Origin of the sequence: Pseudomonas hygromyciniae, from assembly GCF_016925675.1 — a bacterium.
Taxonomy (GTDB): Bacteria; Pseudomonadota; Gammaproteobacteria; order Pseudomonadales; family Pseudomonadaceae; genus Aquipseudomonas; species Aquipseudomonas hygromyciniae.
This window is the reverse complement of sequence record NZ_CP070506.1, coordinates 5,229,812-5,252,497: the sequence shown is the minus strand read 5'-3', so window position 1 is coordinate 5,252,497 and position 22,686 is coordinate 5,229,812. Positions and strand designations below refer to the sequence as shown.

Annotated in this window: 31 protein-coding genes and 5 pseudogenes; 18 read left to right on the top strand and 18 right to left on the bottom strand. The window is 53.7% G+C overall.

Translation table 11 applies throughout. The annotated features are described in order from the left end of the window. The first annotated feature begins 15 nt into the window (after positions 1 to 15). The 4 genes and pseudogenes from JTY93_RS30150 (at position 16) to JTY93_RS23595 (ending at position 2,702) form a co-directional block, all read left to right on the top strand. A complete protein-coding gene (locus JTY93_RS30150; RefSeq protein WP_375373781.1) occupies positions 16 to 255 on the top strand; it encodes a DUF1302 family protein in 240 nt (79 codons plus the stop codon). A gap of 91 nt (positions 256 to 346) precedes the next feature. Further along, positions 347 to 1,283, top strand: a pseudogene (locus JTY93_RS30145) (DUF1302 family protein). Positions 1,284 to 1,647: 364 nt separating this feature from the next. After that, a pseudogene (locus JTY93_RS30140) lies at positions 1,648 to 1,811 on the top strand (DUF1329 domain-containing protein); the annotation flags it as partial. After that, positions 1,798 to 2,702: pseudogene (locus JTY93_RS23595) on the top strand (DUF1329 domain-containing protein). The pseudogenes JTY93_RS30140 and JTY93_RS23595, both read left to right, overlap by 14 nt. A 645-nt stretch (positions 2,703 to 3,347) precedes the next feature. Here JTY93_RS23595 and JTY93_RS30300 read toward each other — a convergent pair. Beyond that, positions 3,348 to 3,581 (bottom strand): MrpH family fimbial adhesin, encoded by a 234-nt coding sequence (locus tag JTY93_RS30300; protein ID WP_511218630.1) that lies wholly within the window; start codon positions 3,579 to 3,581, stop codon positions 3,348 to 3,350. Between the two features lie 705 nt (positions 3,582 to 4,286). On the opposite strand from JTY93_RS30300, the gene JTY93_RS23590 reads away from it, so the two are divergent. From JTY93_RS23590 to JTY93_RS30295, 8 genes are all read left to right on the top strand, one after another. Then, positions 4,287 to 4,580 (top strand): hypothetical protein, encoded by a 294-nt coding sequence (locus JTY93_RS23590; RefSeq protein ID WP_205518941.1) that lies wholly within the window; start codon positions 4,287 to 4,289, stop codon positions 4,578 to 4,580. A gap of 853 nt (positions 4,581 to 5,433) precedes the next feature. Beyond that, positions 5,434 to 5,634 (top strand): EAL domain-containing protein, encoded by a 201-nt coding sequence (locus JTY93_RS29650; RefSeq protein WP_205518940.1) that lies wholly within the window; start codon positions 5,434 to 5,436, stop codon positions 5,632 to 5,634. Beyond that, positions 5,625 to 5,888, top strand: coding sequence for an EAL domain-containing protein (locus tag JTY93_RS29645; protein WP_311136325.1), 264 nt, complete (start codon positions 5,625 to 5,627; stop codon positions 5,886 to 5,888). The genes JTY93_RS29650 and JTY93_RS29645 overlap by 10 nt, the downstream gene beginning before the upstream one ends. Further along, on the top strand, positions 5,837 to 5,989 hold the full coding sequence (locus tag JTY93_RS30135) for an EAL domain-containing protein (RefSeq protein WP_205518939.1): 153 nt from the start codon (positions 5,837 to 5,839) through the stop codon (positions 5,987 to 5,989). Before JTY93_RS29645 ends, JTY93_RS30135 begins: the two co-directional genes overlap by 52 nt. Before the next feature lie 209 nt (positions 5,990 to 6,198). After that, entirely contained in the window at positions 6,199 to 6,582 is a 384-nt protein-coding gene (locus JTY93_RS23570) for a thioredoxin domain-containing protein (RefSeq protein ID WP_205518938.1), read from the top strand. Positions 6,583 to 6,789: 207 nt separating this feature from the next. Next, positions 6,790 to 7,038 carry a fimbria/pilus periplasmic chaperone gene (locus JTY93_RS30130; protein WP_375373794.1) on the top strand — a complete coding sequence of 83 codons (249 nt, stop codon included), beginning with the start codon at positions 6,790 to 6,792 and terminating at the stop codon, positions 7,036 to 7,038. Positions 7,039 to 7,040: 2 nt separating this feature from the next. Beyond that, complete coding sequence (locus JTY93_RS30125; protein WP_375373780.1) at positions 7,041 to 7,217, top strand: hypothetical protein; 177 nt, start codon at positions 7,041 to 7,043, stop codon at positions 7,215 to 7,217. Beyond that, complete coding sequence (locus tag JTY93_RS30295) at positions 7,165 to 7,383, top strand: fimbrial biogenesis chaperone (RefSeq protein ID WP_511218635.1); 219 nt, start codon at positions 7,165 to 7,167, stop codon at positions 7,381 to 7,383. The genes JTY93_RS30125 and JTY93_RS30295 overlap by 53 nt, the downstream gene beginning before the upstream one ends. A gap of 76 nt (positions 7,384 to 7,459) precedes the next feature. Here JTY93_RS30295 and JTY93_RS23555 read toward each other — a convergent pair whose 3' ends face one another. The 8 genes from JTY93_RS23555 to JTY93_RS30115 form a co-directional block, all read right to left on the bottom strand. Next, positions 7,460 to 7,879 (bottom strand): Hpt domain-containing protein, encoded by a 420-nt coding sequence (locus JTY93_RS23555; RefSeq protein WP_205518935.1) that lies wholly within the window; start codon positions 7,877 to 7,879, stop codon positions 7,460 to 7,462. 83 nt (positions 7,880 to 7,962) lie between these two features. Beyond that, a complete protein-coding gene (locus tag JTY93_RS23550) occupies positions 7,963 to 8,262 on the bottom strand; it encodes a response regulator (protein ID WP_205518934.1) in 300 nt (99 codons plus the stop codon). Further along, entirely contained in the window at positions 8,259 to 8,579 is a 321-nt protein-coding gene (locus JTY93_RS23545) for a sensor histidine kinase (RefSeq protein WP_205518933.1), read from the bottom strand. The genes JTY93_RS23550 and JTY93_RS23545 overlap by 4 nt, the downstream gene beginning before the upstream one ends. Positions 8,580 to 8,586: 7 nt before the next feature. Continuing rightward, positions 8,587 to 8,886 (bottom strand): histidine kinase dimerization/phospho-acceptor domain-containing protein, encoded by a 300-nt coding sequence (locus tag JTY93_RS23540; protein ID WP_205518932.1) that lies wholly within the window; start codon positions 8,884 to 8,886, stop codon positions 8,587 to 8,589. 136 nt (positions 8,887 to 9,022) lie between these two features. Beyond that, positions 9,023 to 9,577, bottom strand: a complete 555-nt coding sequence (locus JTY93_RS23535) for a PAS domain-containing protein (RefSeq protein ID WP_205518931.1) — start codon at positions 9,575 to 9,577, stop codon at positions 9,023 to 9,025. A 276-nt stretch (positions 9,578 to 9,853) separates the two neighbouring features. Further along, positions 9,854 to 10,387, bottom strand: a complete 534-nt coding sequence (locus JTY93_RS23530; RefSeq protein ID WP_205518930.1) for a transporter substrate-binding domain-containing protein — start codon at positions 10,385 to 10,387, stop codon at positions 9,854 to 9,856. Between the two features lie 167 nt (positions 10,388 to 10,554). Continuing rightward, positions 10,555 to 10,785: a type 2 periplasmic-binding domain-containing protein gene (locus JTY93_RS30120; RefSeq protein ID WP_375373779.1), complete on the bottom strand. Its 231-nt coding sequence runs from the start codon at positions 10,783 to 10,785 to the stop codon at positions 10,555 to 10,557. A 235-nt stretch (positions 10,786 to 11,020) separates the two neighbouring features. Next, complete coding sequence (locus tag JTY93_RS30115; RefSeq protein ID WP_205518929.1) at positions 11,021 to 11,173, bottom strand: response regulator transcription factor; 153 nt, start codon at positions 11,171 to 11,173, stop codon at positions 11,021 to 11,023. Between JTY93_RS30115 and JTY93_RS23515 the strand changes: the two genes are divergently transcribed. Continuing rightward, positions 11,102 to 11,296: a hypothetical protein gene (locus JTY93_RS23515; protein ID WP_205519051.1), complete on the top strand. Its 195-nt coding sequence runs from the start codon at positions 11,102 to 11,104 to the stop codon at positions 11,294 to 11,296. The genes JTY93_RS30115 and JTY93_RS23515 overlap by 72 nt on opposite strands. A gap of 40 nt (positions 11,297 to 11,336) precedes the next feature. Here JTY93_RS23515 and JTY93_RS23510 read toward each other — a convergent pair whose 3' ends face one another. Then, positions 11,337 to 11,645 (bottom strand): response regulator, encoded by a 309-nt coding sequence (locus tag JTY93_RS23510; protein WP_205518928.1) that lies wholly within the window; start codon positions 11,643 to 11,645, stop codon positions 11,337 to 11,339. A gap of 1,255 nt (positions 11,646 to 12,900) precedes the next feature. Between JTY93_RS23510 and JTY93_RS23505 the strand changes: the two genes are divergently transcribed. Further along, positions 12,901 to 13,860, top strand: a complete 960-nt coding sequence (locus JTY93_RS23505) for a hypothetical protein (RefSeq protein ID WP_205518927.1) — start codon at positions 12,901 to 12,903, stop codon at positions 13,858 to 13,860. On the opposite strand, the gene JTY93_RS29790 is transcribed toward JTY93_RS23505, so the two are convergent. From JTY93_RS29790 to JTY93_RS29260, 7 genes and pseudogenes are all read right to left on the bottom strand, one after another. Beyond that, complete coding sequence (locus JTY93_RS29790; protein ID WP_311136324.1) at positions 13,857 to 14,903, bottom strand: DUF4340 domain-containing protein; 1,047 nt, start codon at positions 14,901 to 14,903, stop codon at positions 13,857 to 13,859. The two genes, JTY93_RS23505 and JTY93_RS29790, sit on opposite strands and share 4 nt — an antisense overlap. A 119-nt stretch (positions 14,904 to 15,022) precedes the next feature. After that, the gene (locus JTY93_RS29785; protein WP_311136323.1) at positions 15,023 to 15,472 is read right to left on the bottom strand and encodes a hypothetical protein; all 450 of its coding nucleotides are present in this window, start codon (positions 15,470 to 15,472) and stop codon (positions 15,023 to 15,025) included. Between the two features lie 117 nt (positions 15,473 to 15,589). Continuing rightward, positions 15,590 to 15,856 carry a Gldg family protein gene (locus tag JTY93_RS29780; protein WP_311136322.1) on the bottom strand — a complete coding sequence of 89 codons (267 nt, stop codon included), beginning with the start codon at positions 15,854 to 15,856 and terminating at the stop codon, positions 15,590 to 15,592. A gap of 214 nt (positions 15,857 to 16,070) precedes the next feature. Next, complete coding sequence (locus JTY93_RS29775) at positions 16,071 to 16,526, bottom strand: DUF7088 domain-containing protein (RefSeq protein ID WP_311136321.1); 456 nt, start codon at positions 16,524 to 16,526, stop codon at positions 16,071 to 16,073. 62 nt (positions 16,527 to 16,588) lie between these two features. Then, positions 16,589 to 17,317 (bottom strand): annotated as a pseudogene (locus JTY93_RS23495) (heme exporter protein CcmB). Positions 17,318 to 17,330: 13 nt separating this feature from the next. Then, entirely contained in the window at positions 17,331 to 17,609 is a 279-nt protein-coding gene (locus JTY93_RS29265; protein ID WP_240357305.1) for a hypothetical protein, read from the bottom strand. Positions 17,610 to 17,725: 116 nt separating this feature from the next. Next, positions 17,726 to 17,797, bottom strand: a pseudogene (locus tag JTY93_RS29260) (hypothetical protein); the annotation flags it as partial. Between the two features lie 950 nt (positions 17,798 to 18,747). Here JTY93_RS29260 and JTY93_RS23485 point away from each other — a divergent pair. The 4 genes from JTY93_RS23485 (at position 18,748) to JTY93_RS23470 (ending at position 22,046) form a co-directional block, all read left to right on the top strand. Then, entirely contained in the window at positions 18,748 to 19,101 is a 354-nt protein-coding gene (locus JTY93_RS23485; protein WP_205518926.1) for a hypothetical protein, read from the top strand. Positions 19,102 to 19,270: 169 nt separating this feature from the next. Further along, positions 19,271 to 19,531, top strand: a complete 261-nt coding sequence (locus tag JTY93_RS23480) for a hypothetical protein (protein WP_205518925.1) — start codon at positions 19,271 to 19,273, stop codon at positions 19,529 to 19,531. Positions 19,532 to 20,381: 850 nt separating this feature from the next. Continuing rightward, positions 20,382 to 20,804 carry a fimbrial protein gene (locus JTY93_RS23475; protein WP_205518924.1) on the top strand — a complete coding sequence of 141 codons (423 nt, stop codon included), beginning with the start codon at positions 20,382 to 20,384 and terminating at the stop codon, positions 20,802 to 20,804. 903 nt (positions 20,805 to 21,707) lie between these two features. Continuing rightward, entirely contained in the window at positions 21,708 to 22,046 is a 339-nt protein-coding gene (locus JTY93_RS23470) for a hypothetical protein (RefSeq protein ID WP_205518923.1), read from the top strand. 222 nt (positions 22,047 to 22,268) lie between these two features. Here the strand turns inward: JTY93_RS23470 and JTY93_RS23465 are convergent, their stop codons facing one another. Beyond that, positions 22,269 to 22,499 (bottom strand): fimbrial protein, encoded by a 231-nt coding sequence (locus tag JTY93_RS23465; protein WP_205518922.1) that lies wholly within the window; start codon positions 22,497 to 22,499, stop codon positions 22,269 to 22,271. Positions 22,500 to 22,686: the final 187 nt, after the last annotated feature.

Below are 22,686 nucleotides of genomic sequence, written 5' to 3'. Positions count from 1 at the left end.
AGCGACAACCTGTCGATGGAGAGTTTCTACCAGTGGAACTGGAAGGAGACACGCATCGATCCAGTCGGCACTTTCTACTCCCAGAGCGACCTGTTCGCCGATGGCGGCCGCACCGGCTACAACAATTTCACCGGCAGCGCCCTCGATACCCTGACGCCCATCGGCGGCAACGTCATCGGGCTATACGACGCCCTGGGCAACAACCCGATGCTCGGGGGCATGCTGCGCATCCCGGGCTCTACGCCAACGGCATGACCCCGGCCTACGGCACCACCCTCAAAGTGGCGTCGATCGGCCAGGACACAACGCGCGCAACGATGGCCAGTTCGGCTTCGCCTTCCGTTACATCGCCGAGGAGCTCAACAGCACCGAGTTCGGCCTGTACCTGGTCAGCTACCACGCTAAGGAACCGACCATCGCCGCTGACCTGGCGGGCTACAAAGGCATCGACATGGCGGCCCTGACCAGCATGCTGTCGTCGGTGGCTGGCAGCCAGGCGGCGGCCTTGGCCCATGGCCTGGCGACGGTGGACGTGATGGGCAACATCCAGGCGCACCGCCGCTACGCTGAAGATATCCGCATGTACGGCTTCAGCTTCACACCACCCTGGGCAAGGCCTCGGTGTTTGGCGAGCTGGCCTGCCGGCCGAACCTGCCCATCGGCGTCGCCGCCAGCAACGACCTGATCGGCGACCTGGCCAATGGTGCCGGCGCGGCAGCGAGTGGGCAGTTCATCAATGTCGGCGGGCAGATGGTCAGCCTCGACAGCCAGATCGACAACTCCGAGCGCGTGGAGGCTTTCAACACCTCAGTGGGCAGCATCTACAACTTCGGCCCGGGCCTGAGCTTCGACTCGTTGTTCGGCGTCTTCGAACTGGCCTCCGAGCACTTGCGCGGCAGTGGCCTGAAGTACCAGGCCTACGATGGCAGCACCCGTTACTACGCGGGCGGCAGCAACGCTTCCTATGTGTCGGGTGGTGATCGTGATGACCAGGTCAGCCGTGACTCCTACAGCTACACGGTGATGTTCAGCAGTACCTGGAACGACGTGTACGCCGGGGTCAACCTGTCGCCCTACGTGGTCTACAAGGACGACTTCAAAGGCAACTCCTACCAGGCCAGTAACTACATCGAGGGACGCAAGGTTACACCCTGGGGCTCAAGGCCAACTACCAGAACAAGTTGGAAGCCGAACTGCAGTACACCGAGTTCTTTGGTGGCGGCCAGAACAACGTGATCCGCGACCGCGACAACATTGGTTTCAACCTCAAGTACTTCCTGTAAGCCGCAGCCATGCTGCGTCGCGAGGCGGCTGCCCGCCCTCGTTCTTTGGAAATTCGCCATGTTCCACGCACCTCGAATGCTCACCGCCAGCCTGGCCTTGGCCCTTGGCCTGGCCGCTGGCAATGCCCTGCGGCGCTCTCGCCCCAAGACGCGCAGCAGCTCAAGACCCAGCTCACTCCCTTCGGCGCCGAGCGCGCAGGCAATGCCGCCGGTACCATCCCCACCTGGGGGGCGGCATCGCACCCAAGGGCTATGAAAAGGGCAAGCACCACCTCGACCCTTTGCCGGCGACAAACCGCTGTTCACCATCACCAAGGCCAACCTGGAGCAAATCAAGGCCAGCCTGACGGCAGGTCAGATCGCCTTGTTCAACAGCTACCCCGACAGCTTCCAGATGCCCATCTATCGAGCCGACGCTCCGGCTCGGCGCCGCAGTGGGTGTATGACAACACCTTCAAGAACGCCACCAGCGCCAAACTGCTGGACGGCGGCACCGGCTTCGCCGACGCCTTTGGTGGCGTGCCGTTCCCCATTCCGCAGAACGGTGTGGAAGCACTGTGGAACCACATCACCCGCATCGCGGCACCTACATCGTGCGCCGTGCTTCGGAGGCGCCCGTGCACGCACCGGCAGCTTCGCTCTGGTCACGGCGCAGCAGGAAGGGCTGTTCACCTACTACCGCCAGGGCGGGCAATACGCCGACCTGAAAAACATCCTGTTCTACTACCTGACCTTCGTAAAAAGCCCGGCCCGCCTGGCCGGTGGCGCGACCCTGGTGCACGAGACCCTCGACCAGATCAAAGACGCCCGCCAAGCCTGGATCTACGACGCCGGCCAACGCCGCGTACGCCGCGCACCAAACCTGGCCTACGACACACCGATCTCATCCTCCGATGGCCTGCGCACGGCGGACGACACCGACATGTTCAACGGCTCACCGGATCGTTACGACTGGAAACTGCTGGGCAAGAAGGAAATTACATCCCCTACAGCAAATACAAACTCGCCAGCGCCGACGTGAAATACGCCGACCTGCTCAAGGTCGGCCACCTCAACCCGCAATACGCCCGCTACGAGCTACACCGCGTGTGGGTGGTCGAAGGCACCCTGAAAGCAACGGCGCGGCACCTGTACTCCAAACGCGTGCTCTACCTCGACGAAGACAGCTGGGGTGCAGCAGTGGTCGACCAGTACGACGGCCGTGGCGAACTGTGGCGGGTGTCGATGGCCTATCTGAAAAACTTCTACGATTTGCCGACTACCTGGAGTGCATTGGATATGTTCCATGACCTGCAGGCGCGACGGTACTACGTGCAAAACCTGGATAACGAAGAGCCGCAGACGGTGGACTTTGCACAGCCGATTCCGGAGGACTCGTACTTTATGCCGTCGGCGTTGCGCTTGCGCGGGACTCGATAGGGCTGTCGTTGTTAATTAGGCGGGAGAGCTGTGTTGAGGGCGGGCTCATCGCGCAAGACTGGGCTTGCATCGTCCGTCTCATGGGCCAGCTTGAGGGCAAATAGCGCAACGGTTTCCAGCGTCGATTCCATGGAGCGGTGTCCTCTGCTGTGGTGATCGGGCGGCGATCCTCACTTTTTGCAGGCGAAAAAAGACTTTGATCGCCAAGGTCTTTTAATTCGGTGCTGGAGGGCGGGGCATGTGGGTTTGGGCTGCATGAGCGGAAGTGTGATCGATCATCCACGTTTCCAGATCGATCAAACTTTGCACGTTCAATCGGACATGAAGGTGCATAAGCATCTGATTGAAAACGCCGCAATTACGCCAGTTGCGAAGCCGTTGATACACCCGGGCCAGGGCCGAAGCTGAGGCATATCGCCCCAAACAGCGCGAGCGCAGAACACGTCGTTGAGCATAAGGCGATCATCCGCTCGCTGGCATCCCGCGACGGCGGGTTTCAGTGAACCTATCAGCACCCCAGGCTGCATCAGGAAGTTCATGCTGCTTGGTCATCGTGGTGGCCTGCTATTAATGGCTGAAGGGTTTACATACTCTGATATTTCAAGAACGTTTGTAATAGAGATCTAGGGTCGCTTTGGATGTTTACTAATATATTTGCATTATGATGATGCCCTGGCCTTGAAAATTTCCTGCTTCAGCTTCTTGTCGGCTGGAGTGTAGAATCGAAGTGACTGTTAGTGAGGTTGTTTGTCCCCAGCCTTGGAATGAATAACCATTAGCCAGATCTTTACCTTGAGTATGCAGGCTGGCAGTTAATGTACCTGCTCTTCCTAAGTCAATTTCACCGGTCCCACTAACTGTAGTTTGACACTGGTCCAAGCATCACACAAAATATTGAGAGTGCCGTAAGCCTCGGCGTTATTGACTTTGTCAGCCGTTAATGTGTTGTATGAGATATTTAATTGATCGGCTATGGAGCAGGTAACGTTTACTGGAGGAAGCGGATAGCATTGCATTCCCGGTATAGGTATGAGGCTTGAGAAGCCTGTCTGAAATATTATGCACTGTGCGTCTGCTGATCCTGATCCTGAATCGGCTCGATTGAATCTAATGTCTCTGCTTATGGTTCCGTATTTATTTATCCATAGTTGTCTTGCTTGTATCATGGTAGTGCCGTTAGGGATCTCTACGTAAGTGCCATCCATGTCCATGCCATATACTCCCTCCTACTGCTAATCCCCTCCTTAGCAGGGTCCAAAGTTGCAGTATGAGGCTGAGTTAATACACTATTTGTGTTTTGCTCCGTGGGCCATACAATTTTGTATGGGCAATTGTATTCCATTTGTCTTTAAGTACACGTAAATTGTCCAGCTGTGGGAACGCCAGGCAATAAGTGGGTGCCATAATTAAACACAATATTGTTAAGAGTCTGTAAAGCGTTTTGAGTGGCGCACGCTGAGTATTAAGTTGCGTTGTGGTATGGAGTTTCTCGGATGAGTGCATGTTTGGTTTTCTTGAGTGCCCTGAGCTTTGCGATGATACAGTTTTCTGCCCGAGCGAGGTCGGTTAAGGAAATGTCAATTAATGTTCAAGAAAAAGCTTGCGCGAGCCAAGCCAGTTCTTGAGTATGGCTTGGTGCTTGCTGTGCAGTTTGTGTTAACCAAAAATACAGAGGTGTCTATTATGATTTTGATACCTGACGAAGTTCGCGTCGAGGTTATTCGCTCTGCTATTCCTATGTTCTCAGGAAAAACTGAGCGAATGAAGGAGGTGCTCGCAGTGCTATCGGCTGAGTGCTGTCGTGCATGTCGACCGTTTTTGATCGGTGCTTATTCGGTCGCATGCTACGTTTGGTTATTTGAGGGCCGTCTATTGTGAAGGGCGTTTGCCGGGGTTTATGAGCCTTTATGAATAAGTGCATTGGGCTCTTCTGGTCAAGAATCATGCAAGGGTCAGTGCCTCTTTTCCTATTCTCGGTAGGGGTTGAGCCGGAGGGCTTGGTTTCGAGAGATTACCGAAAGTATTCAGGAATTTTCCTGGTTTTAATTTTGATAAAGTGATCTACCTCGCTTTAACTGCTCAGGCCTATTTTTATGCGCTCTTTGGATGTTGTTGTCTTCTGTTCGAGCGCCATTCGTGTTAAACATATTGTTAAGTCTCTAGAGCTCGCAGAAGTTGGGCGTATCGAAGTGATCTCAGGGCGTGCAAGGGGAGAGCCCTCCAATGCATTGGCTCTTGATATTGGCTTGGTTATCTGTGATTCGTTTTCTCTAGCACAGAAATCTCATTGTTTCGCAGGCTATGTGAGCAGACTGAGCACTTCGAAACCTACGAGAACGATGAACTTGAAGCTCATACGGCATGGGGGATCAACCGCTTAACGGCTCGCGGTAAAAAGACCTGTGTGGGGCGCTACGCAGGATTGCCTGCGATACAAATCTCTCGCGCAGTAGCAATGGCAATGCTGCGCAAGCGAAGAAGACCAGAGCGGGGACGGGCACCTGCATCGCCTGTTTCTCCACCTCCAATGCTTTCCAGGGCGCAGGTGCTTGGTATTTTAGCGCAGCGTCAGAGTGTGCCTTATTACCACCCAAGTTGTGTTTGAAAACCGAGCGCATTCTCGCGTCGAGATACTTGCGCGTTGGCGGCACCCAGAAAAAGGACTTCTGCCGCCTAGTATATCTTTGCCAATGGTTGATGAGCTTCACCTACAGGGGCCGTGTTCGACTGCATGCTTGAGCAAGCCATGCAGGTACACAAGACATTGTTGCTCATGGGCGAGACGCTGATATTTTCATACAACATAGAAACAACCCAGCTACAGGAGGAGGGGTTTGCCTCCGCGGTAAGTGAACGTATCCAGCAAGCGGGTATTTCGCCGAATCTGGTGACCTTGGAAGTCACCGAAACCAAGCTCTGGATTTGCAGATAGCCGCGATCGAGAACATCACGTTGTTAATTCAAGGCGGAATCGGTCTGTCGCTGGATGATTTTGGTACCGGTTTTTCTTCACTAGAACGGCTGACGCAGCTCCCCTTTAGCCAGATCAAACTCGACTCCACTTTATCGCTTGAGCGCTGGATGAAAAACAGACCCGGATTATCGGTTTTTATCAAGTTTTCTTGTTGCTTGGGATGGAGCTTGTTGCGGAGGGCGTGGAAAGCGAACAGCAATTTTTACATTTAAAGGAGCTAGGCGTCGACTCTGCCCAAGGTTACTTTTTCCATCCGCCAATGAGCGCTGCTTCATTGATGAAGGTTTTATTGGGGGAGGATAGATCAGGCTGAAGTTGTTGTCCTGTTGAACAGTCATGCTCTGGAGTTTATATGTTTCGTGTGTTTATGGGGCTGGTCTGTATTGTCATCGCGAGTATGGGTTCTACTCCGCTGTCAGCATCGCAACATGAAGAGTTGCCGGAGTCGGCGGTCGCAGTTAATCCCCATGAAACCATCGAAGTGATCGAGTTTTTTCCTACGGCTGTCGACAGTGTTTCAATTTGGAGGAAGTCCTTGACCCATGGATCAGGGCGCTGCCGACCGATGTCTATTTTAATCGACTACCGGCGATGTTCGGTGGGCGATGGGATGTACAAGGCCAGTTGTTTTTAACGTTGAAAGTCATGGCCGTTGATTATTCTGTGCATCACGCCGTATTTGAAGCGGTGCGTAAACGTCAGAAATTGACCAGCGCTGAGGAGATGGCTGATTTCCTAGCAACAGTCGGCGTCGATAAAGACCTGTTCATTGCCACTTATCACTCACCTGTGGTGCAAGCAAAAGTCATAGAGGCTAAGGAGAAAACCAAATTGTTTGAAGTCGGTGCTTTACCAGCGATGGTGGTCAATGGCAAGCATTGCCTTGATCTTCGTGTGGTGGCGTGAAGTCAATGTTGCAGCGTGCTGAACGATTGACCAATAACGAACGCTTACTCCGCTAAACAGTCTTTCATTTTGTATTGTGACTCATGCTCAGGGGACATCAGATGGATGGAGTGCTGGCGTTTTACCGACGTCGTATTGAACTGAAATGGTTGTGTTGGCTTTTTGTTCTATAAGTATTTTGCAGGCGCCAAACGCCACGGCGGGTCAATGTTAAGTGTGGCTAGGTTAATATTTAATGCCCAGGAGCATAGTGCTTCCCTATTGCTTAGCAATGATAGTGAGCAGGATTTTGCAGTGCGGGTATGGGTGACTGATCGTCAGGCGGACGGTCCAGTAATTGCGCCGTTTATTGTCATGCCAGCACTATTCAGTGTGCCTTCCAGAGCAGAGCAAGTACTTCGGGTGATGAAAACCCCGGTAAATTGCCAGAGGATCGCGAGTCCGTATTTTATCTAAATGTGCAGAAAGTTTCGCACGATCAAAAGAACCGTGATAACCCCTCAACAGTCGCCGCTACGGAGCGCATTGAGCTGTTTTATCGTCCGAGAGCCTCTCTGGCAAAGCCGTGGATGCCGGAGCGCACTGCATTGGCAACTGGTCGAGGAAGCGGGCGAGCATCGACTGCAGGTCACTAACTCCAGTGCCTATTACGTGATGTTTTCGAGCCTGAAAGTGGTGAGTAACCACAAGGTTTTGAGCTTGGAAAGCTGCAAATGTTGCCGCCCAAGTCAACTCAGGGCTACTCGTTGGCCACCAATTGGGCGTGCGACGGGTGGATGTAAAATTTTCCGTGGTCAATGACGACGGCGTTCGCACGCACACGATTAACTCGAAGGCTACCTTTTAGCGCTCTTGAAGGTGGAACGGAAACCATTGTTTATCGCTTCGACAGCATTTGATGAATATTAAGCAACAGTTTCTTTAGCTCAGTCAGAGGTTGGATCAGTGGGATCCTATTGACGTTGGCACTCATCACTGCCGCTTCGAGGGCTTCACACTGTGTCCAGAGATCGTCAGAACCGATGATTCGCGCCGATCCTTTCAAGCGATGCAGGGTGTTTTGCATGCTCTTGAAGTTTCCTGCTTCCAGCGCTGTTTCCAGTTCCTGGTAATCGGTTTCGTTAGTGGCAATCAATTCGTGGATTAAGTCGAACCTCTTAGCGTCTGGCAGGTTGGACAAAAACGTATATTCGGTTTGCTCAACGACCGTTTTTCCGTGTTGAGCGCGCTCCCGTAAATCAGGGACGTAGCGTGTCAGTTGCGCGATGCTGACAGGTTTGATTAGGCACTGATTCATACCAGCGTCCATGCACTTACTGATTTCCTCCTTGCGGGCGCTGGCGGTCATCCCGATGATGGTGCAGGGCCGCACGCGCAGTGCTATTTCCCGTGACGGATCTCCCGAGTCAATGCCATCCCACTCAACTCAGGCATATTGCAATCTGTGATCAGCAGGTCGATCTCGGTGTCTTCCCATTGGAACAGAGCCTCCAGGCCATTTTGGGTCAGGATTGGGATGTGCCCCAGCAGTTCCAGCTGTTCTTTAAGTAGGTGGAGGCTGGGTAGATGATCTTCAGCGACCAAGATTCTGAGTGGGGTTGAACCTTCTGCCGCGGCGTGGGCCTGAATCTCCGTGCTGGTTTTGAGCTCGCAAGGTTGGGCTGTCAGGCTCAGAGTCACGCAGGTGCCTTGGCCTTCAGTGCTCTCGACGGCCAGGTTGCCCCTATGATCTGACTCAGCGACTGGCAAATGGATAGGCCCAATCCGGCGCCGCTGTTTGGGGTGATGGTGTTGCGGCGAAAAGGGGTAAAGAGGTTGGCTTTTTCGGCGTCATTAATTCCGCTGCCGGTGTCTTGGACCCTCAGCTTGAACTGCATGGCCTCACCCATTAGGCAGCCTTCAAGTCTTACGCTAATAGCCCCGGCACTGGTGAACTTGATCGCGTTGCTCAACAGGTTAGACAACACTTGTTTGATCTTCAGCTTGTCGATGGACACGCCTAGGTCAGCGTAATCCCCAGATCCAGATGGATGGCCAGGCTTTATGCTTGGCGGGCCCCAGGAAGATGTTGACCACCGGTTCTATTGCTTCCCGCCACGTTGTCTCTTCGAGCGTCAAGCGGGTCTCTCCCGACTCGATACTAGAGACATCCAGAATACTCCCCAACAACTCAAGCAAGCTGAGCGCAGCACTATAGGCAACGCTAATGGCATTAAGGTTTCTTGTGCTGTTTTGATCGCGTGTCAGTACCAGCTCCAGCATGCCAATAATGGCGTTCATCGGTGTTCTGATTTCATGGCTCATGGTCGCCAGGAAAATCGACTTACTGTTGTTCGCGTTGTCGGCGCAGGCCTTGGCTTGACGCAGTTGTTCAAGAATCTGTAGACGATCACTGATGTCCAGCCAGCCGCAGACAACACCGATGAAGTGTTCATCTTCATCACGCAGGGCTCGATCCAGTGATAGATATCAATGCTTCCGTTTGGGTTGGAAGCGTCTGGTCAAACGCAATCGCCGTACCGGTTTGCAGCACCTGAGAGTAATGGGTTTGCCACTGTTGAAGAATGGCTGGGTCAACCTGCTCGTCGAGTACGGTGCCGTTGATGACAGTGTCAGCCGTTGCATCAAATGACCGGGCGTAGGAGGTGTTAAACAACAGCAGTGCGCCCTTGCGATCTCTGAGATAAATCGGGTGGGGGATGCTGTTCACCATGTTTTGCATCAGGCTCAGTCGTGACTGCAGGTCTTTCCGTTCGACGGTGCGTTTGAATATCAGTTTTCGCAGAAATACGATCCACACCCCTGTCACTAATAGCAGTGCAAACAGGGCGCTCAACATTTGGTAAGTACGCAGGCTGATGCCCTCCCGGTACAGAGCGTCGGTGGCGGTGTTGGCTCGCCAGCGGCCGCTTATCGTCGCTGTTTCGCTGGGGAAATTTTCAGCAACGCTTTTTCGATAATCGAAATCAGCGTGGCCTTGTCCGATTTGCCGCAATGCTCAAGTTGGCCGTGAGGGGGCGAGGATGCCGTCGATCTTCAGGCTGTCTTCGTACTTATAGGCCAGGAAATAGCGGGCTTGATTGATCGATGCGATGGTCAGGTCTGCGCCACCATCGCACACACTGTTCAGGAGTCGGCAAAGGTGTCGGTCAGTTGTAGTTTGCTGTGCGGGTAATGCTCTTTTAAATAGGGAATCAATCCGTCCGATTGTGGCAGCGCGATGGTACTGGTGGCATCGGGGCCGAAGTCGACGTGTTGGCTAAGCGTGTAATCAAGGTGTAAGGGAGCTGAAAATCGGTTTGCTCATCAGGTACTGACGTTTACGCGTCTCGGTTTCCCCCATTACGTTCAGGTCCACCTCTTGGTTATCGAGTTCACGGATGGAGGTAGCGATAGAGCGTGAGCGAACGACCTTGAATTTCAGGCCTGATTCCAATCGCACCAATTCGAGGATGTCGGACATGGAACCACTGAATTGGCCTGTGGTATCGAAGAAGGCGAAGGGTGCCAGGTCTTCACTGATTGAAATCCGGAAAGTGTGGTTACTTTGCAGTAGTTGTTTTTCTTCCGGGCTCAATTGCTGTTGAAAATCCCCCTCTGTGCATTTGATCGTGGCAACCCACCAGTTTATGGCTTGGATTCTTTGACAGGTGCTACGGGTGTTGAAGGCCCGATTGAGGATCGTCTTGAGTTGAATATCGTCGGGTCTGAGGGCAAAGCCTATGGCTTCGTCAATGTTCTGCGCAGTCACGTTGGTGACGAGCAGGTTACTGAAGCTTTCGCTTACCGGGTAACTGGTGCTCACGGTATCGCCAGATACGCTTGCGAGTCTCCATGCACTACTGCGGCAATGGCCTCCAGGGGGTGTTGTACTTCACAATCGTCGCGCCACGAAAGGTATCCAGGATCGCGTCGTTGACCAAGCCTCCCTGGACGTTGGAAATCTTTGATTTGGGATTACTCAGGTCGACATCAAGCAGGGTGCCTGTCTTGGAATAGAGCCCTATTCGGGTAAAAGTGTAGGCGTCTGTCATCGCCGCCGAGTACTTTGACCTCAGCCTCAGTACTGGTCTCTATCAGGTCGATGGTGCCTTCGCGAAGCGCGGCAAATGCCCCAGCTCGGCTGGCAAAATAGCGAACGCTGATCTCTATCGACAACGCCTTTTTCAGCCCATTCAGGTACTCGGCCGTGATGCCTTGCAACTGCTGATTGGAATCAATAAAGCTGAAGGGCGGATGGCTTGGGTGGTGTACCCCACCGTCAGCACTTTTTTCGCCTTAAGCCGGGCAACTGCCTGCTCATCGAGTTCAGGTGACATGGGGATGACCCGAGTCAGCTCGGACAGTCGGGGTCAAGTTCGGCATCAGCAGCAGGCGGTAACGATCGTTACGAACAGTGTGCAGAACAACAGGCGAAAAAGATTTCATACTCGATTACTCAGAGCAAGCCACGCTCTTTGGCGATGCTGGCGAGCTCAATCGAGGTACGCACGCCGAGCTTCTTCAGGAGGTTGACTTTATGACCGCTGATGGTCTTGTTGCTCAGGTTGAGTTTTGCGGCAATTTCCTGGTTGCTGAAGCCTTTGGCCAATTGCTGAAGAATGATGATTTCTTTGTTGGTCAGGTTTCAAAGGTTCCGCTGTTGTTGTTCTTGGTGGCGTCGCGGTACAGCGTCAACACCTCCTTCCGGGAAGTACAGGTAACCATCCGATAGGGCGTTAAAGCCTTTGATCAACTCTTTGAGGTCGGCGTTCTTATTGATAAAACCTTGTGCGCCCGCCTGCATGCAGCGAACAGCATAGGTACTGGCCAAGTGTGAGGTGAATACCAATGTCTTGATCTAATCTCGTCCGCCACAATACGTTGCACAGCGACAAGCCGTCCAGGCTATTGATGCCGATATCCAGCAGCAGGTATTCCGGGGCCAAGGACTGGATCAGAGACAATGCCTCGAAGCCATCTGAACAGGTGGCGACGGCTTCGTAACCGTTCTCTTCAAGGACGGTTTTGGCGGCAACACAGATGATTGGATGGTCATCCACAATGAGTACACGTTTATTCATGGAGGATCTCAAGGAAAGGCCTAAGTGGGCGTCTCAGCAGACTCGCCAAGCAAGCGTATCAGACTTGTGTAATCAGTACTTCGGCGTTGGGGCGGTCTGTTTCAGCTCTGGATGGTGTGTGATAAGCGCTGCGATGCGAAGGCTTGCATACATAGTAGATGAATTTTTCAGATGCCCGGCTTTCTTGGGACGTCTCTATGATAATTCAAGAATATTCTTGGTCCTGACTTTCGTCGTTGCGGCCGGCGCAGGAGAAGACAGAGGCTTGCTGTAGGCTGATTCTAAAAAAATCAAGACACAGTGTCTTGGGGTCGAGATTGGTCTTGATGAATTCATCGGGTGCTAGAACTAAGCTCAGTCGCTATTTTAACTGACGTTGAACGCTAAATTTATGAAATTTAAAAAGTTGAACTTGTCTCTGGAGTTAAGCCTTTCTGTACCGCTCTCCTGGGAAGTAGCAGGAGACCTTTGTATTCATGAAGAAGTCATTAGGCGGCTGCAAAGTGTTTTGGATGATATGGGAGAGGAATACAGATGCTTTTATGATGAAATAAGCCGCTTGCAAAAAAGCAGGAAGATTTTTTACAAGGCAAGTACTTGCACTAAATATCAAGTGAGGTGGCTTCTTGTGAGCGCGTCGACTGTTGCCACTTAACGTCTGGGCCTATTCTTCTTCGCGCTGATGGTGCGTGCAGGCGAAGGTGTCCAGTTGCTTGGCGACTTGGGCCTGGTGCGAGCCATATCTCGATCGTGGAAGATAGGTTTTGACGTCCGCAGTCTTAAACTTGTCGCTCGCGACCGCAGTGAGCAAGAGGGAGCTTACTCAAGAAAATTCTTGATGGTTTGTTTGCTAGAGTTCGGCGCTATTTATGAACGCGGCAATGCTTGAACTCAAACACCCTGTCTCATGGCTAGACCTGAAGCGTTATGCCTCGACCAGTACTGGCTATCGACGATGGCGTGCGCAGTGGTGGGGTGAGTAGCAGTGGCTGCTATTTAAGGTTTTTGGGGCAAAAGACGTGTATGAAGAGCTACTTTGGCTGGAAGCGCCTGGGGTCATCCGGCGTTATGTCAAGCAGCAACGAACAGCCCCTCGTGCCGGGGCTGTGGCAGGCCCGCCGCTGTCCTCCCGCGCTGTGACTCTGGTTGAGCGAGATAACCAGGCAGATGTGCAGCACCGAGCAAGCACTGAAATGATGATGCGAACCATCGCTGTCTGTACGCCCCAACAAGAGACCCTCAATGCGGTGTTGCTATGCAGCTTCGCCGTTCCGCAGCAGGCATGAACTACCTGGCCTATAGCCTTAACGAAAGTATTGGTGATCAGGATGTGCGTGTTTACATCGCTGCGCTCCAGTTCGAGCAGGGCCGATATCGTCTTGCTATGTCGGTAGCCGATCACGCTTGGCAGCAGGCGTTCAGTCAGATAGTCGATCAGGGCCAAATGGCTCAAGACGCTAGGTGGCACTACATCGACATCGGGCAACAACCTCTCCCCGTGGCCCTTTGCGAAGAGCACGCCAGCGTCAAGCTCAATAAAGCCTTGGTCATGGGCTTGCTCCTGCGGCCGGATGCAGTGGAGGTGGGCCAGGCGATTGAGTATGCCCCTGTTGCGAGCACATACCGCAACGAAACTGTGAACGAAGCGGCAGACGCAGTGCAAGAGACGTCGCAGCCCGCGGAGCAGCTGGATGGGCAGGAGGAAGAGCTAGATGAGGTTCAGGAAAGCTTGAGCAGCCTTGTGGCGCTGGCCCAGGAACTGGAACAGCGCCACAGCCTCGACCCAACAACACCGGCAACTGGAAGAGCGTCAAAGCCAAATGCTGGAAAAGGAGCGCGAGCTCAACAGCAAGGTGAAAGATCTGGCAAGCGTTACGCGGCCCTACGGGACGCAGAGGCTCGAGCGGCTAGCCTGCAAACCCGTTTGCAACTGTTGAATGAGCGTGAAGCGGCGCTCAAAGTCCGCAGTGAGGAATTGGCATTGGGTCAGCAGAAGCTGTTGGCTAACCGGGCGAGATTCAGCGGTATCGTCAAAAGTTTAATGCGGCTGTACAACTTAAAGGCACTGGCCTCAACACTTGAAGGCGCTTGCAGCGTAACCACCAACCGACTGAAAGCACGGCTCAGAGTGCCTGCTTTGACCCAGTGCTGCGGGGGCAATCTTTCATTTAGATCGCCCCCCTTCGATCGCCTGACGCCGGCAAGCCATTCCTAAGGACTCGGGGTTGCACCAGGTCGAGGCAGCAATGCATCCACCCGCATGACCCAGCCCATTCGTGGCTGAACAGACTCCGTATCAAAGCCCTCTATAGTCTTCAGTTTCAGCCAGTATTGGTTATCGCGTTGGCGGATCTGGCCGGCGAGTTTTCCGCCTGAGAAGGTCAGTAGCTCAAAGCTCAAGTCCGGCTTTGCCATCTGCTGCTCATCGGCCTCGATCGCAATGTCGGCAATGTTGAGTTGGCCAAACAATCGCAGCAGGCTAGTGGCCTTGGCCTCATCCGCGACCTTTGGCGTGCTGGGGTATTGGCGCAGTTTCAAGCTCGTTGCGTCAGATGACTCGCGGAGGATTCTCAGTCGCGCGCCGTTGGGGTAGGTCAGCGATAGCTGGCGTATGTGTTCAAAGGGAATCCGCGTCAGGCGTCGGTCGATCCACGCCAAAGGGCTTTGCGGCAGCGGCAGATTTTCATTGAGTAGCCAGGTCACCTCACTATCAGGCTGGCTCACCCGCCGCCTTGGCGGACCTGTTTGCCAAGTAATAGCGTGAGCGGGGTCTGCTCCTGGCGTTCGAGTGTCAGGCGTATGGCCTGCTCGTCCAGGCCAAGGGCAGCACGATTTTGTGGCTGGGGACTTTGGGCTTCGACCTTGCGTACGGTGGTCAGCGCCCGCGGGATGACGATGCCGCCGGGCGCAGCAGGGAAATCTACCAGAGGTAACTACCCATAATCCGTCGCGGCGCTCGACACGGATATCTGGCTGATTGCGGCGGCTCGGGGTCAGGGCGTTGACCTGGCTGATATCCAGTTCCGGCAACCACAGCGACTCGACCATAGGTTCGATTTTTGGTTTCGGGGCCCAGTTGACCGAGGCGCCTATTAGTACCGCGCAGGTAACGGTCAAACCCAACAGGGTGATTCCACGCATGGCCTGGTCTCCTTTTCCGGAACGCAGGCGCCGAATCGCCATGATCAACAGCGCCAGCAAGGTGAGCAGCAGCAGGACCAGGCCGATGTTGAGCCACTTCGGTTCGACCCAGGGCATCGACGTCGTTGTTCAACTGATATTGAAGGCTGCGCAGTTGCTCACGCAGTTGGTGTTATTGGCGTTCGCGCTGAGCCAATTCATCGATCTGTTCAGCCGGCAGCTGCGCCGCGTGAGGATCAGGATTGCTGCGCAGCTTTTGAGGCCCGATCGGTCTCGGCGAGGCTCTGTGAGAGCTGGCGGTAAGTGCTCTGGAAGCGAATCTGGGCCTGGCGTTGCAACTCGTCCACCACGCTGAACAGGCGGCTGAAGCGGCCTCGCGCGCGTAGGCTGACCAGGGCTTCGGATCCGCTCAGATAATCCAAGGAGTTGATGACAAATGCATCGTTATCGGCCCATGGGCGCAGCAGTGAATGTCCCGAGCGTTGCTGTTCTTGTAGCCAAAGTCGGTCGGTGAGCAAATCGGTATCGGCCACCGCAATGACGTTAATATTGGCCGCCTCTTTGAGGCCGTTTTCTTGCCGGTAATGCCTTGGGGAACGCGGTGTGGGCAGGGCCATAGATACGTGCGGCGAGGCTATAGCGCTGGCCTTCAGGTTTAAGCTGACGCAGTTGATCGCCCAGCTCATCGAGCAGCCCAAAACTCTCGGCGTCAAACAGCACGGCCGATGTGGAGCTTTGGATCGGTGGCACAAAGATCGTGCTGGCGTTGGGGGAGGGCTGAAGGACGCCAGCACTGGCCAGGGTCATACGTTGCGGGTCAGTGGTGCTCGATCATCGGCATTGAGGGATTCGGGTGGTAGATTCAGCCAGGTCATCTGGCGCTGTGGGCGTTGCCCGGCGCCTGGGGCAGTCATTGCGTAACGCTGGTCGGCGACCACTTTACCCGCCAGTAATTGCATGCCCCAGGCGTTGAACAGTCTTGGTAGGTCGAAGTTGTTGTGACCTTGGGCGTCGTTGTCGACCTGGCTGGGAGGGTCGACAAACACCAGCAACTTGCCGCCACCGAGCACGAACTGGTCGATGGCATAGAGGTCACCTCGTCCAGCTCCTGGGATGCACCAGCATCAATACCGACAGGTCGGCGGGTATCAGCGTGGCCTGGTTTGAGGTAGCGCACCTCAAACTGGCGAGAGGTTTCCTCAAACAGTGCCCACGGCGGTTTGTCCGCATCGCCACCGACAGGCAGGGTCGACATCACGCCGATGATCGGTCGTTGTGGCGTGTTCAGGGCGTGAAGCAGGCGGCTGATGTCGTACTCCAGCAAGCGCTCCTCACTGGGTGAAAACAGTGAAATGATTTGGGTGTCACCAGGGTATTGGTCGCCGCCAGCCCCAGATAGAGCAGTGCGCCTCCCTGTTGCAGCGTACACCCTGCAACCCGAAGAGCGTGCCGCCTGCTCTTCGCTCGTAGAAAAGGCGCAGGGTCGATGACCTGTAATTTCAGTTTGCCGGAGGCTTCACGCTCGTAACTGCGCAGCAATGCATCAATGCGTTTGGCGTAATTGCGCAGCGGCGGTAGCTCCTGGGCCTGGCTGTCGGAAAAATACAGAGACAGATTGATCGGCTCCTTCAGATTGGCGAGCAGTTGCCGGGTGCCAGGGCTGATGGTGTAGAGCTGATGCTCGGTGAGGTCGAGTCGAGCCTCGCGCAGGACCAGGCTGGTCAGGCTATTGAAGGCCAAAAAGACACAGCGATCAGTACCAGGCCCAGCCCGGAGAACAACAGGCGTTTCATGCGGGAACCTCACTGGGCTTTGTTCGGGTCGATGACGACCGCGTCGCGGACAACCAAGCCACGATCAAGCTGATGAAATAGAGCACATCGCCGGCGTCAACCAGCCCCTTGCTGATGGCTTGATAACGCTCCAGCAAACTCAACCCCGCTACTCCATCCACCAGCCACATCGGTGCCCAGTGCAGCAGCGTGTCACGCACAGGGGCCAAGCCACTGCCCATAAATAGCAGGCACACCAGCAAGGTCAGTACGAAGGCGACCATCTGTTGCTTGGCCAGCGCCGACATGCATGAGCCGATGGCCAGATAAGCCCCCGCCAGCAACCAACTGCCCAGGTAGCCGACGGGATCGCCAGGTTATCTGGCGAGCCTAGATAGTTGACGGTGAGTACTAGGGGAAGGTCAGCGCCAACGCTAGGCCGGCAATGATCCAGGCGGCGATGAATTTGCCGGTGACTCTGGCGAAGTCACCCAGCGGCAGGGTCATCAGCAGCTCGATGAAACCGTTCTGGCGTTCTTGTGCCCACAGGCGCATGGCCAGGGCCGACAGCAGAAACAGATAGAGCCAGGGCTGGATGTTGAAGAACGGCATAAGATCAGCCTGGTTGCGCGCGTAGAAATCCCCTGGATAGAAGGTCAGGATGCCCGACAGCGCGACAAAGGCCATGAGGAACACGTAGGTCAGTGGGGCTTTCGAGTAACTTGCCAGCTCGCGCCACACGATCACCAACAGTTTCATTGAGGTGCCTCGCTCATCGGTTGGCGGTACACCGATTCAAAACAGTCGGGCTCTGCTTCAGGCGTTCAACCGGCCATTGGCGCTCGGCGACGAGGCGACGGATCAGCGGCAAAATCACCGGGCCCGGTTTTGCCAGCACAGTCACTGCGTCGAGGGTGTTACTGGTTCTCTCGATGCCGGCCACCCCGGCAGCATGACTAACGCCAGGGTCGACCGCCTGCATAGGCGCCAGATGGACGGCATTGTGCAGTCGAGAGTGGCTGGCCAGCTCCAGTGGCGTGCAACTGGCCACGAGCGTCCTGCCTTGATAAGCAATACATGGGTGCAGAGCGCCTGTGCATCCTTGAGTTGATGGGTCGAGATGATCACCCGTTTGTCCTGAGCCAAGTCTTTAATCATCTCGAGTATCCGTTGCTGCTGATGAGGGTCGAGGCCATCGGTGGGTTCATCGAGGATCAATACGCTGGGTTCGTGAAGCATCGCTTGACCAGACCCACCGACGTTTAAATCCCTTGGACAGGTTTCGATGGGCCATCGGCCCGCCTCAAATCAAAGCGCTCAATGGCCCGAGCAATCCGGCTGCGTTTTTGCGCACCTCGGTAATTGCGCACAGCGGCGATAAATTCGAGAAACCCCGCACTGTCATCTCGCCATAAAAGGGCGAGTTTTCTGGTAGGTAGCCAATCAATTGCTGGGCCTCGCGTCGCTGGGTGGTGATGTCACGCCCAGGATGCTGGCGCTGCCATGGGTGGGCGGCAGAAAGCTGGCGAGCATTTTCAGTGTCGTGGTTTCGCCCCATTGGGGCCGAGCGAGCCCAGCACCTCGCCCTGCTTAACCTGGAAAGACGGGTTGTCGACCACTGTTCTCCCCACCAGATGCCGGGTCAGTTGGTTAGCCTCGATCATGGCGCAAATAGTTATCTCCGGGTAAAAGGGTCGCTGCCACAACCTTGGTGGGAGGGCTGCAAATAGACGTGATACAGAAGTTTCTATCCATAAAAGAATAACCGTTTTAATAGACATTATTTTCAGGCCAGAAAAGACGCTCAATATCCAAGAATGGTCTCAGCAACTCCGGTCGTGTCCTGGATTATTGGACTGGCGTGCAGGTGTAAAGTTAAAGGGAGTGGCAATGAACTGTCCGTCTTGTTGTCTTGGAGTCATCAAACATGCGTTTTCGAAGTATTACTTTCGCCGACTCAAGCGGTGACGTGATCAATGCGGTTCTGTTGTTTGGTTTCGCGGTGCCATTAATCATTAAGAACTTTCTGGTTTATACATTTAATGAGGAGTCCGCGCTGGGCGTATTCGGGTGTATCTGGCAGCACTCTATAAACAAGGCGAGACCTACAGCCTGGGCGCACTGGAAACTGACCGGGATCATGTGTTTGCGCTGCAGGCACTCAAACAGATAGTGAGGACTGAATCACCATGAATTCGACTAAAACCGAGCGTACGACATATCACTTGATTAACCTGGAAGATCAGTCGTTTTTCCCCGGTTCCGTCGATGCTCATCAATCGTTGGGAATGGACAAAACCCAACTGATGAGTGCGATTACCAGCCAAGCCGTGCATCCCTTCGGCTTGCTAACAAAAACTGCGGCGGTGGCTGATTTGCAACAGAGCCTGCCGCAGGCGTTGGATGACTCTGGCGATAGCGAAGTGCCGGAACGAGGTTTCACCGCCTGCGCTGGTCGAGGCTGCTGCGGTGCCGAAACGGAGCCAAGCGATATCGAGCCGGGATCGCCCTTTCGTCAAGCCAGGACGATTTCGAGCGGCTGATTGCCAGCAATGTCAGCCATGACACGGAATACCTGCTCCAAGATGTGCAAGACACCTTGGGTTCACTGAGCAGCATGGCCAATCGGCTGGCCGAGCAGAAGAAAGACACCTTCAAACAACAGAAAGTGCTGCATGGCCGCGACCTCGCTGCAGGAAAAGCAGTTGTTGAGTGAAAAAGGAAGACTTGCGCCAACTGCACAAGCAGCTCTTGCACGATCGCAACCTGTTGGAGCAAGAGGCTGAAAGCAACGCCCAAGTGATTGCCGAACGCAGTGCCACCCTGCAACAACTGGCGGAAAGTCTTGAAGCCCGTGAGCGCGCCAGTGCCCGCCGTGCGGAGCTGTTACAACAAGAAAATACCCGCACAGATGAACTCTCGACCCTGTTGCGTACGCGGTTGGCGCAGTTGCAGAAGCGTGAAGTGAACTAGATCGCAGAGGGCAAGAGCTGAATGACAATCTGAAGCAGCTCAAAGTGCCAAAGACCGGTTCAGCGCCATCGTCAAAAGTTTTAATGAAACGGTGAACTTGGGGCGACCCGCAACCTGCCGGCCAGAGAGCTGATCAAGACGAGGGGGATGGCATGTGGAGCCTATTTAGAGGCCTGCCATACAAAAGGTCGTTTGTTTACCTGTTGTTTATAGGCTGGCTGTTGGCTGCCGGTTCGGTTTGCCGCTACAGTAGTGAATATTTCAGGCACTATTCGCGCCGCACCAAGTTGTGTGCTGAACGGTGACTATATAATTTCCGTACTCATTGGCGGTGCGACGGGCAGGATTGATGTCGCAAAGATTGACGGTAAAAATTATAAGGAGCAGGTGCCGTTTTCTATTTCTTGTAAAAATATACCAGGCAACACTGTCAAGCTTCAGATTATGGGCCAAGAATCCGATTTTACCCCGGCGCGCTGCAGACTACTGTACCAGGTCTGGGGTTGGCGTTGACAGTCGACGGCTCTCCGATCTCAGTTAATCAATGGTTCAATGTGAACTACCTTAGTTTGCCTGCCGTGGAGGTAGTGCCTGTCAAAGCACTGGATGCAGTCTGCCTAGTAAGTTTTTTCTGGTCAGGGCAGTCATGGTGGTTGCGTATATGTAAGTCATAAGTTATTAATTATTGAAGTTCCTCCGCGGTCATGTATGACAAGGTGGGTTGGTGTTTTTTCTGCAGATTTATATGGGGTGAGGTCATTTATGTGCAAAAGAAATGTGCTTTTAAAGTATGCTCGATTAAGCTTGCTTGCATTGCTCGTAGGGGGCGCAATCTGCTGGTGCGGTGGATATGCAGTTTTCCGGGACGTTAATTTCGGCGCCTAAGTGTACGCTGAGCACGTCCGATGTAATTGTTGAGTTCGGTGATCTTGATATCGCAAAGTTAACCACGGCCGGTGGTAATTACGATCAGGTTCGGGTGTGGTATGATCCGAAGTGTACAAATACCCAAGACGCTTCGAAGTTTACGGTTAATCTGATTTTTCAAGGTACCCCAGCGGTTGGTAATGCTCAAGCTTTGAGTACCAATAATGCTGGTCTGGGAATTCTGTTAAAAGATCAAGGTGGCAGGGTGTTGGAGGTTAATAGCCCTTTTCTTGTTAAAGATCTAGCGTTCTTACCTAGTATTTGGGCTTATCCGATTAAGCTTAATGAAAATGTGGCAGGAGGCACCTTTAAGGCAAGTGGTACGCTGATATTTGATATTAAATAGTATTGGTGTAAGTCGTACTGTTCTTGTTTGATGTTGTGTCGATACTGAAACAGAAAAATGGCGATGAGTTGTTTTTCTGTTTTTATTAACTTGGTTTCGGCTAATTCGAGGGTCGCTGCGCTTTAGTGTTGCGTGGATGCGGGTGTGGTTGTCCTGCTGTTCAGATAAATAAAAAAGTCAGCTGCGTAGTTTTGCATTACTTGTAGCTATCAGAAATGTCAATTGTTTTAGGGTTTGGAAAGATCCCCGACCTTTGAAGCACTCACTCTACACTCTCCGAACAGCCAAACTCCGATAAAACAGATGTAAGCTGGCAAGCTTAAGCAGATCGATCGCGAGCGCCTGCTTATGGTGATGGGGAGGTCCTGATTGCTTTGAGCAAAACGTATTATCCGCAGAGTGAAGGTGGTCGTGCGGTATACATTGGTCTAACGTCCGGCTTGGTTGTATGGCGGCGAATATAGAAAAAGTAACGCAGGTCTATTGTTGCTGGTAGACGAGGAGGCGTAGGTGTGCAGCGATGCCGAGTTGACTCTGAAACAGGGATTAGGCGGTGCTCGGTGCAGTCATACATTTAGTGCAGGTTGCTTACGTAGGCCAACTGCGAGTGGCGGCTGTCACTCAGGTTTTAAGTGTTATCCACTCTTGTTATTTCTAATAGTCAGTGACTGCCTGATTTTAGATTTTGCATCGGTTTGAATGGCTGTGGCTGCAGAATGATGATTGCGCAGCCATTGAGTGCGGACGCTTGCGTTTCTTGTAAGTGTGAGTGCTAGGTAACGTCTACTTTGTATTTGATACCCGGCTTACTCGTACTCCAGCTTAAATACCATCATCACTTCGAATTCACCTCGGGTGATATTCCTCTGGGCAAGCGCGTCGGGTTCTATTTGTAAAAAGGCGTTGAGTGAAATAACGGTCTCGGTTTTACTCGACTTCCAGGCCTCGCTCTGTTTGTTGAGCAGTATGGGGCGTCCGTCAGGTGTTCAGGCCAATGGCAAAACCTTGAGTGCTGCCATTGAGGGCTACAAAACCAGGCAGCGTAAGACTCTCCGCGCCGCTGAAGAGCACTTTTACCGCGATGTCTTGGCTGATATCACAGTCTTGCAAATGCAATTTAATGGGCCGGCCCAATGTGCGTTGGTTTTTGTAGAGGTACTTGTCTGTAACGAGGCCGAACTGCAACTCAATGGCTTCGTCACCAGGCTTGAGGTGCAGGGCTCAGTGACCAAGGCGCCGTGAAAGTACATATTGGGGGTCTTGTAGGGTTCTGCCGGCACCGGGTTGGAAAGTATGACCGCAAGCAGAGTTAGCCATCGCGTGTGTTGTTTACAAGTGCCCATGCACACCTCTTATTGATACTCGGCCGTCAAGGTGGCCGTAACGTTGAAAGCATCGGCCACCAGTTCGACGTCCGGGTCTTTCACCGGCACGGCCTGGAGTGTCGGCGGGTGCTAGGGTCAATCAACAGGGCTTTCCAAGGATCAGCGGTTCGCCGTTCTGGCGTATTTCGATCCCCAGGCCACCGACGCTGGTTTGCAAGGCTGCTGGGTTGAATGAAGTGACTTGCCCCGTGATTTTCAGAATCATGACCCATTCGTAGGGGCTGGCGTCACAACGGATCCCATAGTCTACGGTTTGCCGATAGTTGACCCCGTTGACTTTACGTACTGCGATGTTCTGACCAAAGGCCACGTCGATGACCTGGCCCTCATTGATGGTGCAGTTGGGGCTTTTATCAGGTTGCCCTGAAGAAAATATTATCGGCCTGGGTCGGTGCAACTGTCCCTAATGCCAGGACGCACGCGTATCTGGGGACTGCTCGATGGCTGAAAAGGCACCCAAGGATACGGACAGCTAATCGAGGAGCGTTGGTCCGAAT

Coding starts and splice junctions, on each gene's coding strand:
- JTY93_RS30130 (WP_375373794.1), top strand. CDS start 6,790: ATGTTAAGTGTGGCTAGGTTAATATTTAATGCCCAGGAGCATAGTGCT.
- JTY93_RS29790 (WP_311136324.1), bottom strand. CDS start 14,903: ATGCCCTGGGTCGAACCGAAGTGGCTCAACATCGGCCTGGTCCTGCTG.
- JTY93_RS23510 (WP_205518928.1), bottom strand. CDS start 11,645: ATGAATAAACGTGTACTCATTGTGGATGACCATCCAATCATCTGTGTT.
- JTY93_RS23555 (WP_205518935.1), bottom strand. CDS start 7,879: ATGAATCAGTGCCTAATCAAACCTGTCAGCATCGCGCAACTGACACGC.
- JTY93_RS23590 (WP_205518941.1), top strand. CDS start 4,287: ATGTTCAAGAAAAAGCTTGCGCGAGCCAAGCCAGTTCTTGAGTATGGC.
- JTY93_RS23485 (WP_205518926.1), top strand. CDS start 18,748: ATGAATTCGACTAAAACCGAGCGTACGACATATCACTTGATTAACCTG.
- JTY93_RS23505 (WP_205518927.1), top strand. CDS start 12,901: ATGCAGCTTCGCCGTTCCGCAGCAGGCATGAACTACCTGGCCTATAGC.
- JTY93_RS29650 (WP_205518940.1), top strand. CDS start 5,434: ATGCTTGAGCAAGCCATGCAGGTACACAAGACATTGTTGCTCATGGGC.
- JTY93_RS30135 (WP_205518939.1), top strand. CDS start 5,837: ATGGAGCTTGTTGCGGAGGGCGTGGAAAGCGAACAGCAATTTTTACAT.
- JTY93_RS23515 (WP_205519051.1), top strand. CDS start 11,102: ATGACCGCTGATGGTCTTGTTGCTCAGGTTGAGTTTTGCGGCAATTTC.
- JTY93_RS23540 (WP_205518932.1), bottom strand. CDS start 8,886: ATGAGCCATGAAATCAGAACACCGATGAACGCCATTATTGGCATGCTG.
- JTY93_RS29785 (WP_311136323.1), bottom strand. CDS start 15,472: ATGAGCTGGGCGATCAACTGCGTCAGCTTAAACCTGAAGGCCAGCGCT.
- JTY93_RS30150 (WP_375373781.1), top strand. CDS start 16: ATGGAGAGTTTCTACCAGTGGAACTGGAAGGAGACACGCATCGATCCA.
- JTY93_RS23475 (WP_205518924.1), top strand. CDS start 20,382: ATGCAGTTTTCCGGGACGTTAATTTCGGCGCCTAAGTGTACGCTGAGC.